The organism is Aciduliprofundum boonei T469, assembly GCF_000025665.1.
Taxonomy (GTDB): Archaea; Thermoplasmatota; Thermoplasmata; order Thermoplasmatales; family Aciduliprofundaceae; genus Aciduliprofundum; species Aciduliprofundum boonei.
In genome coordinates this window covers 1,202,578-1,220,746 of record NC_013926.1, presented here as the reverse complement: position 1 = coordinate 1,220,746, position 18,169 = coordinate 1,202,578, and the positions used below count along the sequence as shown (strand labels likewise).

Annotated in this window: 19 protein-coding genes; 12 read left to right on the top strand and 7 right to left on the bottom strand. The window is 40.4% G+C overall.

Annotation, left to right across the window (positions count from 1 at the left end):
- Nucleotides 1-53 precede the first annotated feature (53 nt).
- A complete protein-coding gene (locus ABOO_RS06425; RefSeq protein WP_008083791.1) occupies nt 54-710 on the top strand; it encodes a YggS family pyridoxal phosphate-dependent enzyme in 657 nt (218 codons plus the stop codon).
- Here ABOO_RS06425 and ABOO_RS06420 read toward each other — a convergent pair.
- The 3 genes from ABOO_RS06420 to ABOO_RS06410 are packed head-to-tail and all read right to left on the bottom strand — an operon-like array spanning nt 707 to nt 3,122.
- Nucleotides 707-1,696, bottom strand: a complete 990-nt coding sequence (locus tag ABOO_RS06420; protein WP_008083864.1) for a 5-oxoprolinase subunit C family protein — start codon at nt 1,694-1,696, stop codon at nt 707-709. The two genes, ABOO_RS06425 and ABOO_RS06420, sit on opposite strands and share 4 nt — an antisense overlap.
- Nucleotides 1,693-2,358: a 5-oxoprolinase subunit PxpB gene (gene pxpB, locus ABOO_RS06415; protein ID WP_008083974.1), complete on the bottom strand. Its 666-nt coding sequence runs from the start codon at nt 2,356-2,358 to the stop codon at nt 1,693-1,695. The genes ABOO_RS06420 and pxpB overlap by 4 nt, the downstream gene beginning before the upstream one ends.
- A complete protein-coding gene (locus ABOO_RS06410) occupies nt 2,355-3,122 on the bottom strand; it encodes a 5-oxoprolinase subunit PxpA (RefSeq protein ID WP_008083969.1) in 768 nt (255 codons plus the stop codon). Before ABOO_RS06410 ends, pxpB begins: the two co-directional genes overlap by 4 nt.
- A 75-nt stretch (nt 3,123-3,197) precedes the next feature.
- Between ABOO_RS06410 and ABOO_RS06405 the strand changes: the two genes are divergently transcribed.
- Genes ABOO_RS06405 through ABOO_RS06370 form a run of 8 tightly spaced genes read left to right on the top strand, consistent with a single transcriptional unit; the run spans nt 3,198 to nt 12,596 of the window.
- Entirely contained in the window at nt 3,198-3,518 is a 321-nt protein-coding gene (locus ABOO_RS06405; protein ID WP_012997381.1) for an ATP synthase H subunit, read from the top strand.
- A gap of 5 nt (nt 3,519-3,523) precedes the next feature.
- On the top strand, nt 3,524-5,662 hold the full coding sequence (locus ABOO_RS06400) for a V-type ATP synthase subunit I (protein WP_008083760.1): 2,139 nt from the start codon (nt 3,524-3,526) through the stop codon (nt 5,660-5,662).
- The gene (locus tag ABOO_RS06395) at nt 5,662-7,482 is read left to right on the top strand and encodes an ATP synthase subunit C (RefSeq protein WP_008083817.1); all 1,821 of its coding nucleotides are present in this window, start codon (nt 5,662-5,664) and stop codon (nt 7,480-7,482) included. Before ABOO_RS06400 ends, ABOO_RS06395 begins: the two co-directional genes overlap by 1 nt.
- Nucleotides 7,483-8,067 carry a V-type ATP synthase subunit E gene (locus ABOO_RS06390; RefSeq protein ID WP_012997380.1) on the top strand — a complete coding sequence of 195 codons (585 nt, stop codon included), beginning with the start codon at nt 7,483-7,485 and terminating at the stop codon, nt 8,065-8,067.
- Complete coding sequence (locus ABOO_RS06385; protein ID WP_008083899.1) at nt 8,060-9,148, top strand: V-type ATPase subunit; 1,089 nt, start codon at nt 8,060-8,062, stop codon at nt 9,146-9,148. The genes ABOO_RS06390 and ABOO_RS06385 overlap by 8 nt, the downstream gene beginning before the upstream one ends.
- A complete protein-coding gene (locus ABOO_RS06380) occupies nt 9,145-9,462 on the top strand; it encodes a V-type ATP synthase subunit F (protein WP_008083792.1) in 318 nt (105 codons plus the stop codon). The genes ABOO_RS06385 and ABOO_RS06380 overlap by 4 nt, the downstream gene beginning before the upstream one ends.
- Before the next feature lie 5 nt (nt 9,463-9,467).
- On the top strand, nt 9,468-11,216 hold the full coding sequence (locus tag ABOO_RS06375; protein ID WP_008083797.1) for an ATP synthase subunit A: 1,749 nt from the start codon (nt 9,468-9,470) through the stop codon (nt 11,214-11,216).
- The gene (locus ABOO_RS06370) at nt 11,217-12,596 is read left to right on the top strand and encodes a V-type ATP synthase subunit B (RefSeq protein ID WP_012997379.1); all 1,380 of its coding nucleotides are present in this window, start codon (nt 11,217-11,219) and stop codon (nt 12,594-12,596) included.
- Here ABOO_RS06370 and ABOO_RS06365 read toward each other — a convergent pair.
- The 4 genes from ABOO_RS06365 to rpl18a are packed head-to-tail and all read right to left on the bottom strand — an operon-like array spanning nt 12,580 to nt 15,036.
- The gene (locus ABOO_RS06365) at nt 12,580-13,464 is read right to left on the bottom strand and encodes a PLP-dependent cysteine synthase family protein (protein ID WP_008083777.1); all 885 of its coding nucleotides are present in this window, start codon (nt 13,462-13,464) and stop codon (nt 12,580-12,582) included. The genes ABOO_RS06370 and ABOO_RS06365 overlap by 17 nt on opposite strands.
- Before the next feature lies 1 nt (nt 13,465).
- Nucleotides 13,466-14,389: a signal recognition particle-docking protein FtsY gene (ftsY, locus tag ABOO_RS06360; protein WP_008083832.1), complete on the bottom strand. Its 924-nt coding sequence runs from the start codon at nt 14,387-14,389 to the stop codon at nt 13,466-13,468.
- A complete protein-coding gene (gene pfdA / locus ABOO_RS06355; RefSeq protein ID WP_008083950.1) occupies nt 14,373-14,807 on the bottom strand; it encodes a prefoldin subunit alpha in 435 nt (144 codons plus the stop codon). Before pfdA ends, ftsY begins: the two co-directional genes overlap by 17 nt.
- Entirely contained in the window at nt 14,800-15,036 is a 237-nt protein-coding gene (gene rpl18a / locus ABOO_RS06350; protein ID WP_008083748.1) for a 50S ribosomal protein L18Ae, read from the bottom strand. Before rpl18a ends, pfdA begins: the two co-directional genes overlap by 8 nt.
- Nucleotides 15,037-15,142: 106 nt before the next feature.
- Between rpl18a and ABOO_RS08055 the strand changes: the two genes are divergently transcribed.
- From ABOO_RS08055 to ABOO_RS06340, 3 genes are all read left to right on the top strand, one after another.
- The gene (locus ABOO_RS08055; RefSeq protein ID WP_008082955.1) at nt 15,143-15,304 is read left to right on the top strand and encodes a ubiquitin family protein; all 162 of its coding nucleotides are present in this window, start codon (nt 15,143-15,145) and stop codon (nt 15,302-15,304) included.
- A 97-nt stretch (nt 15,305-15,401) separates the two neighbouring features.
- Entirely contained in the window at nt 15,402-17,102 is a 1,701-nt protein-coding gene (locus tag ABOO_RS06345; RefSeq protein ID WP_008083909.1) for an ABC transporter substrate-binding protein, read from the top strand.
- Between the two features lie 58 nt (nt 17,103-17,160).
- Nucleotides 17,161-18,168, top strand: a complete 1,008-nt coding sequence (locus ABOO_RS06340) for an ABC transporter permease (protein WP_012997377.1) — start codon at nt 17,161-17,163, stop codon at nt 18,166-18,168.
- The last annotated feature ends 1 nt before the right edge of the window (nt 18,169 follow it).

The window sequence follows — 18,169 nt, the reverse complement described above, 5'->3', positions numbered from 1 at the left end:
CCCCTTCTTTTTATTTTAGAAAGTTTTTAATCTCTTAATGGAATGATGATTCAATGAACATATCTGAAAATGTAATCAAGATTATCCAAGAATTGCCTCCGGGGGTTCGGTTATTAGCGGCCACAAAATCAAGAACTGTGGAGGAGATTTTAGAGGCTATAAATGCTGGAGTTGATTTGATAGGAGAGAACTATGTTCAGGAAGCCCTGCAAAAATATGAAAAAATAGGAAATAAGGTGGAATGGCATTTTATTGGGCATTTGCAGAAGAACAAGGTGAAAAAAGCTTTGCAAATTTTTGATGTTATTGAGACAGTTGATAATGTTGAGCTTGCAAAGGAGATAGATAAAAGAGCGAAAAATATGGAGAAAATTGCCTTTGTTATGATTGAGATAAACTCTGCAAGGGAGCCTCAGAAGGCAGGAGTTATGCCTGAATATGCTCTTGATCTGGCAGATGAAATATACTCATTGGAGCATCTGCGACTTATGGGTGTGATGACAATGGGCCCTGTGGTGGATGAGCCAGAGGAGATAAGGCCGTATTTTCGCAATACTAAGGAAATATTTGATGAGTTGCGGTATATCTATGGAGACGAACAAATAAAGTATTTATCAATGGGTATGACCAATACCTGGAGAGTTGCGGTAGAAGAGGGAACAAATATTGTGCGTATAGGCACGGGCATATTTGGTCCGAGGAAGTACTAAATTTCTTCCACAAATGCTAACAAACTCTCATCGTTCACCTTTACTCTCAAAGCCCTTATTTTCCCCTCCAAATACCTTTTTATATTTTGTAAAGTATTGCAGGTTCTCTTCCATATCATTTGAGCCTTTTCCACGCTAACTTCTTGGAATCTAATTTTCCCCCCAATTGGAGTTTGAGCTACCTTTGAGATGTCGGCAGATATTACAACTCCTATTTTTGCATAACCTCCTGTAGTTTGATGATCTGCAAGCATAATTATCGGCTTGCCACTTTCCGGCACTTGAATTGAGCCCAGTGGAATCGCATCACTAATTATATCCGCCCCCATTTCTGAATGCTCTATTCTTGGTCCATCTAATCTATAACCCATCCTGCTGGATTCCTCCGTGACAATGTACTCATTGCTTAGAAAAGTTCTTATTCCCTCTTTGCTGAAATGCTCTAGTTGGGGCCCTAAAATCAACCTTATTTTTGGATTTCTATCATATTTTGGAATCAATTCTTCAGGCAACTCTCTTCTCTTAGGAAATCTGTTTGTTAGATATTTGAGTTCTATAACCTCTCCCTTTTTTAGATACCTGCCCCAACCTGCCTGCGGATATGTGGAGCAACTTCCAAACACTTTCTGACACTTCAAACCGCCTTGAAAAGAAAGATATCCGTATACTCCACTTTTCGGTTGTGATATTTCTAGCACATCTCCCTTTTTTCCCATATGTGCTTCCCATGCCTCTATTTTCTCCCCATTTAATTTAACCTCTGAATTAGCACCCACAGCAAAAATTGAATCTCGAAGGAATTTTATTTTTAGGCTACCCATGAAGAATTCCAAGAGTGGTGCATTTTTCTCATTTCCAACAAGGTAGTTGGTTATAACTGCAGAGTATCTATCCATAACCCCCCCCACAGGCACTCCATATTTTTGGTATCCCTCCCTTCCCAAATCTTGTATGGATAGGCCTGCAGCTTCAATTATTTTAATCATTTTCCATCGTACTCCTCGGCATTATCCTCATCAATTGCCTTAAATTTTACATAATCCCCAGGCAAAACTATACTGGGAGGTTCTTTTGAAGGGTTGAATGTTCTTAGAGGAGTTCTTCCAATTATTCTCCATCCACCGGGGCTCTCAATAGCGTACCATCCAGTTTGCTTTCCTGCAATACCCACACTTCCAGCAGGCACTCTTTTCCTCGGATTTTCTAAGCGAGGTGTTGCGATTCTCTCATCCATTCCACCAAGGTATGCAAATCCAGGAAGGAAGCCAAGCATATATACTCTGTAAAGCGGCTTGGTGTGGAGCTCTATAACATCATCCACACTCAATCCATTATAACTTGCCACAAATTCAATATCTGGTCCATATTTTCCTCCATATATTACAGGGATCTCTACAATTTTTCCATTCATCGTCCTTGGTTCTTCTATAAGATAATTTTTTAGAAGGAATTTCAATTTATCGTAGCTAACAATTAGAGGATCATAATAAACATAGATAGATGTGTAAGTGGGCACAACCTCTTTTATTCCTACTATTCTTTCCTCTTCTATTCTTCTGGCGATAGCGTGCACTCTTTTATTTATCTCCTCATCTATCTCATTTCCAAGATTTATGATCAGGGCAGAATCTCCTGCTGCTCTTATCATTTTATAAACTCTCCCATAGAGACCACATCTATGCACTCTTTATCCAATACCCTTCTTAAATACTTGACTATTTCAACCGCATTTGGATTATCACCGTGGATGCAAATTGTATCTGCCCTTAACTCAACCCATTTCCCATCAATTGCTTTTACTCCCCCATCCTTGACGATTGAGATGACTCTTCTTGCAATTTCCTCTTTATCCTCTATGACAGCCCTAGGCCTGCCTCGCGGCACTAAGGTTCCATCTGAATTGTAAGCTCTGTCAGCAAATACTTCATGTGCAACTCTTAAGCCCATATCCTCTGCTATATCCATAATTTTCGAGTTAGAAGGGCCTACAAATATTAGTTCTTTATCAAATTCTAAAATTCCCTCAATAATTCCCCTTGCAAGATCTTCATCTCTAACCATCGCGTTGTACAAAGCTCCATGTGGTTTGACATGCTGTATTTTCAGTGATTCTGCTTTAACAAATCCATACAATGCACCTATTTGATATATAACATAGTTTTTAGCCTCATCAGAACTTATTTTCATGTACCTTCTTCCAAACCCCAATCTATCAGGGTAGCTTGGATGAGCACCAATTGCCACATTCTTCTCCTTTGCCCACTTAACTGTCTCTCTCATAACAATGGGGTCTCCACCATGCCATCCACAGGCAATATTTGCAGAGGTGATATAATTCATAATCTCCGTATCATTTCCAATTTTGTAGATGCTGAAACTCTCTCCAAGGTCCGCATTCAAATCAACTTTCATCGAATCTTAATACTCTACTTTGAACTTAAATTTTTGGCCATCCAAAATTATTATAAATGTAAATGTCATCTCCCGATGAGTTTTATGATCGAGAGGGACCTTAAACGGATTCGTGAGACTGAAAACAGTGCACTATCACGCATAGAGAAAGCAGAGAAGGAAAGTAAGGAGAAGATTGAAAATGCAAAAAAAGAAATTAGAGCCACTATTGAAAAAGAGAGAGAAGAAGTGTTGGAAACCATAGAAAGATGGAAGGAAGAAGCTGATGAAGAGGGAAAAAGAGAGGCAGAGAAAATATTAGAGGAATACAGGGAAAGAGTGAAAGAAATTGAGAGCATCGATGAAAATAGGATTAACGAAGTAGCTGTAGAGGTACTTAAAGAGATATTTGGGTGAAAACCATGCTTTTTCCATCCAAGATGGTGGAAGTAGAAGTGCTTCTTCATGATTCTGTTAAATACGATGTTTTAGATGCGATGCAAAGAAGGGGCTTTATGCATATAAGCACCCATAACATTGAAAATTTAGAAAATGCAAATCCATCTGATATAGCTACCACAATAGTGGATTATGAATTTAGAATTGGTAAACTAATGGAGATTCTCAATATCTCTAAGATAAAGAAAAATGGAATGCTTGCATCAATCAAAACTGAGCCTCCAGAGAAGTATCCTGCAAAGCATAGAGAAAGAGAGGAGATAATGAAAGATGCAGAGAGAACCTTGGAGAGTTTAGAACCAAGAATTTTAGATTTATACTCAAAATGGGAAGAAATAAATACTGAGATTGAGAGAATAAAAATTCAAAGGAGGCAGGTGGAGAAGTTAAAGGCATTACCTTTTGATGTTTCGTACTTGGGAGAAGGACCTTATGCGTATATCGCTGCGGGAACTGCAAAAAATTTAGACCATCTGAAAAAATTAGAATCCGAAGGTAAAATAGCTTTGTGGAGTGTAACTGAGGGAAAGAAAAAGGAAGTCAATTACATTATTGTAGTGGCTTCGCATATGAAGGATAAGAAGGAACTCGAATCTGCTTTGAGATTTGCAGGATTTTCAGAATTTGAGTTAAAAGAGTGGAAGGGTAAACCCGATAAGGTATTGAAAGATATGGAATTAAAATCTAAAAAGCTGTCCAAAGAGAAGGAAAAAATTCTGACAGAATTGAGGATTTTGAGAAAGGAAGTTTATCCTCATCTTTCCGTTTTAAAGGATGATCTTTATAATGAGAAAATAAAGGAGGAAATTCATTCAAAATTTGGCAAGACATTTTATACTACAGTAATCAGGGGCTACATACCAAAGGTGGATTTTGAAAGTGCAAGGAAAGTTATCGAAAAAGCAGCGCGAGGCCTTGCATTGATAAGATGGAAAGAGGCGAAGGGAGGAGATGTCCCCGTAAAATATAACAATCCAAGGATGTTTAGGCCTTTTCAGGCATTTGTGGATATGTACTCCACGCCAAAGTACGGGCATATAGATCCGACTGTGATAATAGCGCCTTTGTTCATCATCTACTTTGGCCTTACTCTGGGAGATGCTGGTTATGGTATGATAATGGCTGTACTGGGATATATCCTATGGAAGCCACTGGGCAAATACAACTGGACAAATAGAACACTAGGATCTATATTATTTGTCTCCGGGTTATCGGCTGTAGTTTTTGGTTTAATTCAAGGAGGTATATTTGGACCTTTAAATGAATCGAATCCACTTACACCTTTAATTCACTACACTCCTATCTTGGATCCAATGCAGGACCCTATAACTCTGCTAAAGATCTCTCTTATGATCGGTGTATTTCAGCTGAGCTTGGGTATGGCTCTTGGCGCGTTCCATCACCTTAGAGATAAAAATTACTCTGAATTTTTGCAGGGCGAAGTGTCTTGGCTCATACTATACCCTGCAGGCGGTGCGCTCATAGGCTATTATTTCGGATGGTGGCAGATGTCTGGAACGGCAGTTACAATAGCATGGATATTCACAGTAATTGGATTATTCTTATTCCTCCCAGGAGTAATGGGTAAACTTGTGGATAAAAAAGCCTCTATAAACGGACTATTTTTCTTTGATATAACAGGTATGATTGGGGATTGGCTCTCTTATTCCCGTTTACTTGCGCTAGATTTAGCTACATCCGGTTTGGCTCTTACGATAAACATCCTTGCCGGGATAATAAGGACTATGACTGCAGGAGCCACAGGCATGGTTTGCTGTCTTCCAGTGCTCCTTGCAGGTGTTGCTCTTGCTCTTCTTTGGATGAGAAAGAAGGATCCCATAAAGAAGGGCATAATACTGCTCCTCCTCGTATTTGGTATAGTGGGAGTGGTAAGCATAACAGCAGCCATATGGTTATTCATACTTCTCTTCTTGATTATAGGGCATATAGGGAACTCAATGCTTCAAGCATTGGGCTCATTTGTGCACTCTCTGCGTTTGCAGTATGTAGAGTTCTTCTCAAAGTTCTATGAGGGAGATGGTGTAAAGTTTGTGCCGTTTAGAGAAGTTAGGAAACATAGCAGGTTGGAGGTGAATGAATAATGAAAAAATTAGTGCCGCTAATGGTGCTCTTAAGTGCGCTCTTGCTGCTATTTGTGGTTTCTATGCCACATGCGGCAGCTCAAGGTGTTGAGCCAACTGTAATTTATGAGGTTAATGGAAAGACTGTTGAGAAACCGCTTAGTGAGGTAAATTCATCTGGAGCATTTGAAATAGGGAAGAATTATACATTCAAATGGAGTTCAAGTGTAACATGGATCTTGAGTTTTGGAGGTAAGAATTTAACAGGTACAGGTTCAAGATTCACGGTCACACTCGAGCAAAGTGGAACTTATCAGTTAAAAGTCATAGAAAATGCCAATACAACTTATGTTTACAAATTCGTTGTGGGAGAAGGCCCAATGGGTGGTTATCTTGCCCTCATAGGTGCAGGCCTTGCTGTTGGTCTATCGGCCATAGGTTCTGGTGTTGGTGTGGGTATCACCGGAGCAAGCGGTGCTGCTGCCATTGGAAGCGATCCTAAGAGCAAGTTTGGAAGGATACTTATATTCCAGGCATTTCCTCAGACCCAGGCAATTTATGGATTTTTGATAGCAATTATAATTATGATGGGCATAGGTGCTTTCTCTGGGCACATTGAGAATGTGCCAATATCCATAGGCCTGGCTGCAATAGGTGCTGGCATCTCCGTGGGTCTTGCAGGTTTGAGTGCTATAGGACAGGGAATCGTTGCTGGCACTGGCATTGGCACTACACAGCATGATAGAATTTCTTACGGAAAAGCTGTTGTGTTCTCCATTCTTCCTGAAACTCAGGCAATCTATGGCTTGCTTATCGCCATTTTAATTCTATATGGCTCTGGAATGTTCGGGGGTGGGGTAAAACACTATTCTCTCGGTGTGGGCTTGGCTGCAATAGGTGCTGGCTTGGCCATGGGTGTGAGCGGCTTGACAGCCATAGGCCAAGGTATTGCTGCATCTAGCTCCTGTGCGGCAACAGCTGAGAATCCAAAGGCATTCACCAAGGGCATGATATTTTCCGTTATAGCTGAAACTCCAAGTATAACTGCTTTGATTATAGCCATAGTGGTCCTAAGCGCCACAGGTTTGCTAAGCGGCTCTGGATTTATGAGTGGAAATGCAGCCCTATTTGTTGGCTTGGCTGCAATAGGTGCAGGCCTAGCTGTTGGATTTGCTGGTTTGAGTGGTATAGGACTCGGCATAGCTGCGGGAAGTAGCGTCTATGCAAGTATGCGTGAGAAAGCTTCCTTTGGTAAAATAATGGTATTTGCAATAATGCCAGAAACTCAAGTTATTTACGGATTGCTTGTAGCTATATTCATCGTTAATGGTGCAGGTTTATTTGGTTCAAAACCACTTGCTTTTCCTATAGGTGTAGGCTTGGCTGCAATAGGCGCTGGCTTGGCCATAGGTGTTAGTGGTATGACTGCCATAGGGCAGGGTATTGCAGCGGGAAGTGGTGCTGCTGCTTCCGTGGAAAAGCCATCAGCGTTCTCAAAGTCCATCATATTCTCAGTGCTTCCAGAGACACAGAGTATCTATGCTTTGATTGTATCCATAATAATTCTCTATGCAGTTGGCCTTCTTGGTGGTGGATTGCAGATTCCAAAATCAATGGCCTTATTCGTTGGAATCGGCGCAATAGGTGCTGGTTTGGCAATTGGATTTGCGGGATTGAGCGGTATTGGCCAAGGTATAACGGCAGCGATGGGTATAGGCGCCTTCACTAGACGCTCTGAGAGCTTTGGAAAGAGTATGATGTTATCCGTGATGAGTGAGACCTTTGCTATCTTTGGCTTGCTCGTAGCAATCCTTCTACTTATGGCTATAGGGGTGTTCTAAATGGATGCCATAGACAGAATAATAAAGAGAATCGAAGAGGATGTGCAGTGGAAGATTAAGGAGTACTGGGATAAAGCAGATAGAGAAATAGAGAGAATCAGGAATATTGAAGAGAGCAAGTGGGATAAAGAAAGAGAAAAAATGGAAAGTTCTGGTAAGAGAGAGGCAGAGACCATAAAACAGATGCATATTTCCAAGGCCCATTTAGATGGAAAGAAGATGTTGATGAATGCAAGGGAAAAAGTAATAGAGAGAATCATAAACCAAGTTCAGATTAGCTTTAAAGATTATGTGAATTATGAGAAATATATTAGGGAATCTCTCGAAGATGCTAAGAATGTTCTTGGTAATAACTTTGAAGTCATCGCCATGCAAGAGGATGTAGAGATGGTAAAGAGAATTGCGGATGATATGGAATTAAATTTGAAGGTCATGGCAGGTGAACTAGAATATGGGGGAATTCTTGCAATAAGCAGCGACTCTCTAAAGAAGGTCGATTACACCGTGAAGGCCTTTGTAGAGAGGAATATGGGTGATATGAGAAAAAGGATTTATGTGAAGTTATTTGGTGAAGAGTATGCTTGAAAGCACCGCTATAATCTTGGCAATTACGATATCATTCCTCGCAATCTTCGTGGTTATAGCTTTTCTTATGGGATTCTTTAGAAAGATGCTCAATATTGGAGCCTATATGGGTCCCAACGCCACCATATTTGCCATAGGTGCCAAATACACTGAAAAAGATAATATCGAGAGATTATTAAATTACACAAACTTGACTGAAGTTGTATCTGACATTGAAAAAGAAGGATATAGCGTAGAAGATCTGAAAAAATATGATATAGAGTTAGAAAGAAGTATGCTTGCAATGATGCAAAGAGTAATGGAAATGCTTCCTGATGATGGTAAGAGCTTCGCAGAGGCGTATATGCTCAAGTATGATGCAAATATGGTCAAGAGGATTTTAAGAGCAAAATATGCCAAGGTGCCAAAGGCTCGGATATATGAGGAGGTATATCCAGGTAGATTCTTAACAAAACTCATAATTCAACATATGGTAGAAGCCACAAGTATGGAAGATGCTGTCAGTGCCTTGGATGCAACACCCTTTGCCGAGGTAATAAAGATATGGAACGAATCCTCTGACTTATATAAAGTGGATATCGCTCTTGATAGATTGGTTTTAAAGAATTTGATAGATTCTAAGAGAATGCTTGAAGAGAACTCCGCAGAGCCTGTTAATATTGTGCTCTCTATGTTTGTTGATATATTCAATATAAAAACCATTGTTAGAGCGAAGAAAGCTGAAATTGAAGATATAAGTAATCTGCTTTTGGAAGGCGGATACGAGTTAAGTGATTGGAAAGTAAAGAGCATGGCAAATGCTAGGACTTTGGATGAGGCATTATCTCATCTGGAAGGAACCAGCTACGCATTTCTTAGGGATGTGGAAGATCCATTCGTAATCGAGTTAGAGCTAGATCGGATGCTTCTGAGGAAGGTAAACGAGCTTTCGTTGACATTTGCGACAACGGCTGGGCCATTGCTCATGTTCCTTGTGGCTAAAGATTTTGAATTAAGGAACCTAAAGAGCATAGTTAAGGGCTATATGGAAGGAATATCTAAGGATAGGATTCGTGGACTCTTGGTTGGTGATGTGGCATGAAAATCGTAGTTGTGGGAGACAGGGACATGATTAACGGTTTCCAGCTTGCAGGTATTAAGGATTCTTATGAGGCTGAGGATCCTTGGAAAATGAAGGAGATTCTAAATGAGATTAAGTATATGAAAGATGTAGCCATAGTAATAATATCCAGAAGGATGGCTCGGGAGATAAGGGATTATATTAATGAGTGGAAAAAGGAGAAAGGCATATATCCAATAATTTTGGAGATACCTGATAAGAAGGAAGTTGAGGTTGAAGATCCTATGAGGAGTTTGGTTAAAAGAGCTATAGGTATAGACATACTAAAGAGGTGAAAAATATGGGAAGAATAATTAGGGTAGCAGGACCAGTGGTCGTTGCTGATGGAATGAAAGGAAGCGAGATGTACGAAGTGGTTAAGGTTGGTGAAGAAGGTTTGATTGGTGAAATTATAGGTCTGTATGGGGATACTGCAACCATACAGGTCTACGAGGAAACTTCGGGTATAAAGCCAGGAGAACCTGTTGAAAGAACTGGAGCACCTTTATCTGTGATGCTTGGTCCAGGTATAATTTCTCAGATTTACGATGGTATTCAAAGACCTTTACCGGAGATTAAAGAATTGACAGGAGATTTCATAAAAAGGGGTGCAACTGCTCCCCCATTGAATCCAAATAAAAAATGGCATTTCGTACCAAGGGCAAAAGTGGGAGATTATGTGAGAGGAGGAGATATTTTAGGAACCGTTCAAGAGACACTTATTGTGGAACATAGGATAATGGTCCCTCCTGAAAAAGAGGGAAAGATAGAATGGATTGCGGAGGAGGGAGATTACACAATAGAGGAGCCTATAGCCAAGATAGATAGTGCAGAAATAAAAATGTACCAGCGCTGGCCTGTGAGGAGACAGAGGCCATTTAAATCTAAATTAGACCCAGTGGAATTGCTTGTTACTGGGCAGAGAGTGCTTGACACATTCTTTCCTATAGCCAAGGGTGGTACAGCCGCCATACCTGGAGGATTCGGCACAGGCAAAACGGTTACGCAGCATCAGCTTGCAAAATGGAGTGATGCAGACATCGTGGTTTATGTTGGATGTGGGGAGAGGGGAAACGAGATGACAGAGGTTCTCGAAGATTTCCCTAAACTTAAAGATCCTCGCACTGGGGAGCCTCTTATGAATAGGACGGTGCTCATAGCAAACACTTCAAATATGCCCGTGGCTGCGAGAGAAGCTTCTATTTACACAGGTATCACAATAGCTGAGTACTTCAGAGATATGGGCTACCATGTTGCTTTAATGGCAGATTCAACCTCCCGCTGGGCTGAGGCTCTTAGAGAAATATCGGGAAGATTGGAGGAAATGCCTGGTGAGGAAGGTTATCCTGCATATCTTGCATCTCGTCTTGCCGAATTCTATGAGCGTGCAGGTTATGTTGAAGTTGCTGGTTCTGAAAAGAAATATGGCTCTGTGACTGTTGTTGGGGCAGTTTCTCCTCCCGGCGGTGATTTCAGTGAGCCAGTTACACAGAATACCCTGCGTATCGTCAAGGTCTTCTGGGCTCTTGATGCAGAGCTGGCGCATAAGAGACACTTCCCATCAATAAACTGGCTTCGCTCATATTCCCTCTATCTGAATTCCGTCAGCTCTTGGTGGTCTAAAAATGTTGCTAAGGATTGGTACGAGCTAAGAAGGGAGGCAATGGGTATATTGCAGAGAGAAGCAGAATTGCAAGAAATTGTGCAGTTGGTTGGTCCAGATGCATTACCTGCCAAAGAGCAGGCATTACTGGAAACAGCGCGCTCTCTCCGTGAGGATTTCTTGCAGCAGAATGCTTTTCATGATGTAGATACCTACTGCCCAGCTGATAAGCAGTATCTGATGTTAAAACTCATTCTTAAGTTCCACTCTTTGATTACTAGGGCTGTAGAAAGCGGTGTGCCAATGGATAAAATAAGAAAATTGAGTGTAAAAGAGGATCTTGCGTACATGGGAAGAATACCCAATGAAACTTACAAGGAAGAGTTTGCAAAGATTGAGGAGAAAATTGAAAGCGAGATAGATAGGCTTATCAGAGAGGTGAAGTAAATGGAGGTTGAGTATAAGACTATTAGGGAAATAAAAGGTCCTTTGCTCATAGTGGAAAACACTAAAGATGTGGCTTATGGCGAGGTAGTTAAGATTCGTGGTCCAGATGGTAAAGAGCGCCTTGGTCAAGTGCTTGAAGCAAGGGAGAATATGGCCATTGTTCAAGTTTTTGAGGGTACTAGGGGATTGGATGTGAAATCCACTACTGTTAAATTTTTAGGAGAGACCCTTAAAATAGGTGTATCTTTAGAAATGCTCGGTCGTGTATTTGATGGTACTGGCAGGCCAATTGATGGAGGGCCTGATATAATACCTGAGGAAATGAGAGATATAAATGGTTATCCAATCAATCCATCGGCTAGAGAATATCCAAGGGAATTCATACAAACAGGTATATCCACTATAGATGGTATGAACACCCTTGTTCGTGGCCAAAAATTACCTATATTCAGTGGCTCTGGTATGCCTCATAATGAAATTGCAGCACAGATTGCAAGGCAGGCAAAGCTCAGAGGTAAGGGAGAGAAATTTGCTGTGGTATTTGTTGCCATGGGTATAACTGCAGAAGAAGCAAATTTCTTCCGTAAAGAGTTTGAAAGAACAGGTGCTCTCGAGAGAACGGTATTGTTTTTGAATCTTGCAAATGATCCTGCTATAGAGCGTATAGTCATTCCCAGAATGGGTTTGACGGTGGCAGAATATCTTGCCTATGCAAAAGACATGCATGTCTTGGTTATTTTGACCGATATGACCAACTACTGCGAAGCTCTGAGAGAAATTAGTGCAGCTAGAGAGGAGGTTCCCGGTAGAAGAGGCTATCCAGGTTATATGTACACAGACCTTGCAACTATCTACGAAAGAGCAGGAAGAATAATCGGAAAGAAAGGAAGCATTACCCAAATTCCAATTTTAACAATGCCCGATGATGATATGACTCATCCTATTCCAGATTTGACAGGATATATCACAGAGGGACAGATTGTGTTGAGTCGCCCATTGCATCGCCGTGGTATTTATCCTCCTATCAATCCTCTTCTTTCCTTGTCCAGATTGATGAAAGAGGGAATAGGTAAAGGCAGGACCAGAGAAGACCATGCCGGTGTTGCCAATCAGCTCTATGCGGCTTATGCAGAGGGTCTGAGATTGAGAGACCTCGTTGCCGTTGTGGGAGAAGAAGCTCTAAGTGAGGAGGACAGAATACTGCTAAATTTTGCAGATGCCTTTGAGGAGAGATTCATAACCCAAGGCAGGGATGAAGATAGAAGCATAGAAGATACTTTGAGCATAGCTTGGAATCTCCTTGCATTACTCCCAAGGAGCTATTTAAAGAAGATAGATAGAGAATACATAGAAAAATACCTGCCTAAATCTGCTGAATGAGTTCCATTCGAGATGGATAGCGTATAATGGAATCGGCCACTATCGTGGCTATATTTCTACAATTTTTCTCCATTTTCTTTGCTTGATAAAAATTTGCTCCGGCTGTGAATCCCCCTAATATGCCGTAAGACATAAGCATTTTTGTGCCTTTAATAGCCTCTTCTGCGCTTACTACTCTAATTTCATCAATTATATTTTCATCTATCGCTTTCTTGAGTAGTTTGCTGTAGGAATGATAAGAGAAACCCTCGAGCAGTTCCATATCCTTTTCCCTCTTTTCAAAGAACTCCTCTTGAAGCTGAGAGCCCTTTGGAACCAAGAGTACAACCTTTATTTTTTCGTTTCTCGCTTTTAAATATTTTCCAATGCCGTATATGGTGCCACCAGTACCTGCGCCCATCACAAAACAATCAATATTTTTTACCTGAGAAAATAATTCTGGTGCTGTAGTTTCGTAATGGGCTCTGAAATTCGCCAAGTTTTCTGTTTGATGCAGATATACACCTTTTAACTCTTCTGCAAGTTTCTCGGCTAGAAGATGACCATCTTCGCCCTCTTTTACAATTCTTATCTCCCCACCCAAGGCCTTGATAAGAGCCCTCTTCTCTTCAACAATGTTTTCAGGAAGTAATATTAGGGGTTTATAGCCCATTAATTTTGAGAGCCAAGTTACAGATATACCCGTATTTCCGGAGGTGTATTCAATAACATATCTTCCTTTTTTCAAACCTTTGTTTTTTGCCTCCTCTATCATATAATAAGCGATTCTATCCTTATGGCTCCCTGTTGGGTTCATAAATTCAAGTTTTAGCCATATATTTTCAACTCTCAAAGTAGGAGTGTTGCCTATAAGCTCAAAAACTTGCATTTCAATCACCAAATATTCTATGCAAAAACCAGTTCACATCAAATATCATAAGATCATCGTATTTTTGTCCATTTCCAAGGAATATAATGGGCTTGTTTAATTCATATGCGATGCTTAACGCTGCACCTCCTTTAGCATCTGCATCAACTTTATTTAAAATGACAGCATCTATACCCACCGCTTCTTCAAATTTTTTTGCCTGCTCAATGGCATCGTTGCCTGCAAGGGCATCCCCAACGAAAATAGTCAAATGCGGTTTGGCAACCCTCTTTATTTTCTTCATCTCTTCCATAAGATTGCGGTTGGTTTGCATTCTTCCTGCCGTGTCAATAAGCACAAAATCCCTGTGCTTTGCCTTTGCATGTTCAATAGCATCATAACATACCGCTGCAGGATCTCCCCCTGCCTGGTGTTTTATCACCTTAATTCCTAAATTATCTCCATGGATAGAAATTTGTTCAATAGCCCCTGCTCTGAAAGTGTCTCCGGCAGCCATAACTACCGAATAACCCTTATCCTTTAGGTATTTGGCTAGTTTTGCAATAACCGTGGTTTTTCCGGTACCGTTTACTCCAAGAAACATTATAACGGTGGGTCTTGGAGCATTCCTGATAAATTCATCAAAATCAAAATCTTTGGTCAAAATCTCCTTTATTGATTTTTTCAGGGTGTCTTCTACAATTTTGCCCACATCTGCTCTGAGCTTTACCTTCTTCCCAACCAAAGCTTTTTTCAAGTCATTCTTTATTTTTTCAATGACATCTACGGCCACATCTGCCTCCATCAATGCCACTTCTATATCCCATAGAAAATCTTCCAGCTTATCCTCAGTTATTTTCTTACCTACTCCCGTGGTAAACTCTTGATCCATGCTTTCCGCTTTTTTCTTTATAAACCCTAATTTTTCTTTAAGGGCCTTGAACATTCTTCCTCTCCTCTATGTATTTAGCATAATCCTGCTCTACTTTCGCACTCAAAACCGCATAATTTTCCTGCAATCTTTTGAGGTCTGTGGATAGTTTTAACTGCAAATCTTCTAAATCTTTTTTCCTCTTTTCTATTTTTTCCAAGATTTTCTCTAAGGGCAATTCTGTGTAAAGCTCGTTGCCTATGGTTATCAAACCTTTCTTCTCTTGCACTTTTGCAGAGATCATAACTCCTGCACCGATGGGCACTAAGATTTCATCATTTTCCATTTTCATATAGCCCTCAATGGTCTCCTTTGCGTTCGTATGCTCTTGTATGGATCTTTGCAGAGCATCAATTTGAGTTTGTAAATTTGAAATTTGAGCTTTGAGCACTTCAAGGGTAGCCAATCCTTTCTCTAGTTCCTCCTCATTCATTTCCACCACTTGTTAGGTATTTTACCATGGGATCATTTGATTCTTCTGGCTTGATTTCCTGTATTGCCTTTATGTCCACTAGCCTTCTCTTAATTCCATATTTGCTCCCAATTATGGAGTAAACTTTCTCTATTGCTGCACTCTCATCATCAGCCACAACATCCTTGCTAAACTTGTACCATTTCTTTCCCTTAGGCGAGTAAAGTCCTGCTATGCGGTACACTTTCATTTTATCACCTTTTACCCCCATGGCATAATAAATTAATAATTTGCGCTTTATTTGAGGAAAAGTTTATATTCTTAATGTAATCCTCCCTCTTAAAGAGGTGAATGATATGGGCAAACTTGCAGATGTGGAAATTGTGCGCGATGGAGATATATTCTACGCGAGAATAACTCTTCCAGATGGCTCTGTGACCAAGATCGAAAGTGAGAGTTTTGAAGAGATTCTCAATCAGGTTGCAACCGAATTGCAAGATAGATTTGGATTCTTATAAAATCTTTTAAATTTTCTAACAATTATCTTTTAACAAAAAACTTATATATTTGGGTATCAATTATCTTCTCGCCCAACTAAGCGTGGGAGGTATTGAAATGCAAAAAGGAGTATTGTATGGAATAATAGCTGTGGTGGTGATAATAATTGTAGTCGTTGCGGCCTGGGCCGTGATGACGGCACCATCCAGCAATCAACCCACAACACCACCAGTGAAGAATCCAGACACTTTTGTCTGGGACACTATTGGGGATCCACAGACATTGGATCCAGCAGAGGCATATGACACGGCATCAGGTGTGGTTATACAGAATGTGTATGAAACATTGGTAACTTACCATGGAAGCGATACTGAGCATATATATCCGCTTCTAGCAACAAGTTGGAGTGTTGATTCTACAGGTAAGAACTGGACATTCCATCTAAGACATAATGTTAAGTTCTCCAATGGTGATCCTTTCAATGCTGAGGCAGTGAAGTTCTCCTTTGACAGAGTATTGATAATGAATTCTCCACAGACAGGTGTATCTTGGATTCTAAGTCAGTTTATGTATACCTACAATGCCACAACGGGCAAGTGGAATAGTCCAGATGGGCAGAGCAGCGTTAGAGTAATTGACGACTATACAGTTGCATTCCATCTTAGAAAAGCATACGGTGGTTTCTTGCCAGCAATCGCATTCACAGTTGCATCCATAGTTGATCCAAAGGTTGTAAATGAGCATGGTGGAGTTCAGCCCAATAAGGACAATGCATGGATGAGCCAGAATATGGTAGGTACAGGTCCGTACAAGTTAGTTACTTGGCAGCATAACGCATACATAAAACTAGAGTGGAATCCTAACTACTGGGGTGGCTGGAGCGGTCACCATGTTAAGTATGTAATCATAAAGAACATACCTGAAGTAGCAACTAGAGAGCAGGAGCTTCTTAAGGGAGACGCTGATATGGCGTACATTCCTGTGAACCATCTCAATGATGTTAAGGGTAAGCCAGGTATCAAGGTTGATGAAGGTGGATTGACATTTGATGTAGATATGATTGAAATGAACTGCAGACCGAAATATCAGAACAAGACTAATCCTCTATACTATAAGGAAGTAAGACAGGCAATATCCTATGCAATTGATTATAACACCATCATAAAGGATGTTTACAAGGGTTATGCAATAAGACTTCAGGGTCCTATACCAAAGGGTATGCCTGGCCATGACAACAATTTGTTCATGTATCCTTACGATGTAAATAAAGCAAAGCAGCTTATGAATGATGCAAGGCAGAAGTATCATCTTCCTGCAACAATTCAATTGACTTTGATTTACAACCAAGGTAATGATGTCCGTGCCCACATTGCACAGATTGTTAAAGGTGATCTTGCACAGATTGGTATAGCAGTCAATGTGCAAGAACTCGCTTGGCCCACTCTGTTGGATAAGATGGACCGTGGAGATTACAGCATGATTATAGTTGGCTGGGCTCCCGATTACAATGACCCTGATGACTATGCATTTCCGTTCCTTGGCTCTGCAGCAATTGGTGGAGATACATACGAGACAGGCTGGCATAATGCTACAGTGGATAAGCTACTTCTTGAGGCAAAGTACTGTGTAAATCAGACAAAGAGAATTGAACTCTATAAGGAGATACAGCAGATAGCAATGCAGGATCCATCATTCATATATCTCGCGCAGAACAAGCATGTTGCAGTATACAGAACTTGGCTACAGGGATACTTCTACAACCCAGTGATGATGCTACAGTTCTATTCTCTATACAAAGTAAGTGAAGAAAAATCTTAACTCTTTTTTCTTTTTATATATCTAAATTTTTAAGTATTTGCTATCTATAACCTTTCTAATGAAACTATGGCAATATATTGTTAGGAGATTATTGCTGCTTTTTCCAGTTATCATAGGAGTTACACTGATAACCTTTACAATATCTTTTGTGATACCTGCTGATCCTGCTAGAGCATGGGCTGGACAGAAGGCTCCACCATCGGTTGTTGAGAAAATCAGAATAGAATACCACTTAAATGATCCTATTTATGTGCAATACTACTATTATATCACAGGTGTATTCACGGGAAACTGGGGGTACTCGCATTCGGAAAAAAGACCAGTTGCTCAATGTCTTGCAAATTATTTTCCAGCAACATTTGAATTGACCTTATGGGCCATGGCTATAGCTATCCCAACTGGTATATATTTAGGTGTTGTTTCTGCTGTTAAAAGAAATAAAATACCCGACCATCTTTCAAGAGTTTTTGCTTTGAGTGGTGTATCAATGCCTATTTTCTGGCTTGGTTTACTTTTAATTTTGCTCTTCTATACATATCTGGGCTGGCTACCTGCAAGCGGAAGAGGCATACCGCCTAGACACATTTATACAGGGCTTTGGATACTGGATAGTATATTATCTCTCGATTGGCATGCATTTGTAGTTGATTTACGGCACATTATACTTCCATCCATAACCCTTTCTTATGCAACCTTAGCTGTAATAACAAGGATGACTAGATCCAGTATGCTTGAAGTTCTACGATTAGATTATATAAAGACTGCAAAGGCAAAGGGATTATCAAATAAAGTTGTTATTTATAGGCATGCATTAAGAAACGCTCTGATACCGACTTTAACAGTTTCAGGACTTGCGTTCGCTGGATTGCTTGGAGGCGCAGTCCTTACAGAAACGATTTTTGCTTGGCCGGGTATGGGTAGATACGCTTATCAAGCTATATCAACACTGGATTATCCCGCCATAATGGGAGTCACATTGCTTATGGCTATAATATTTGTGATTGGGAATTTGATTGTGGATATAATGTATGCGTATCTTGATCCAAGGATCAAACTGGGAGAGTGAT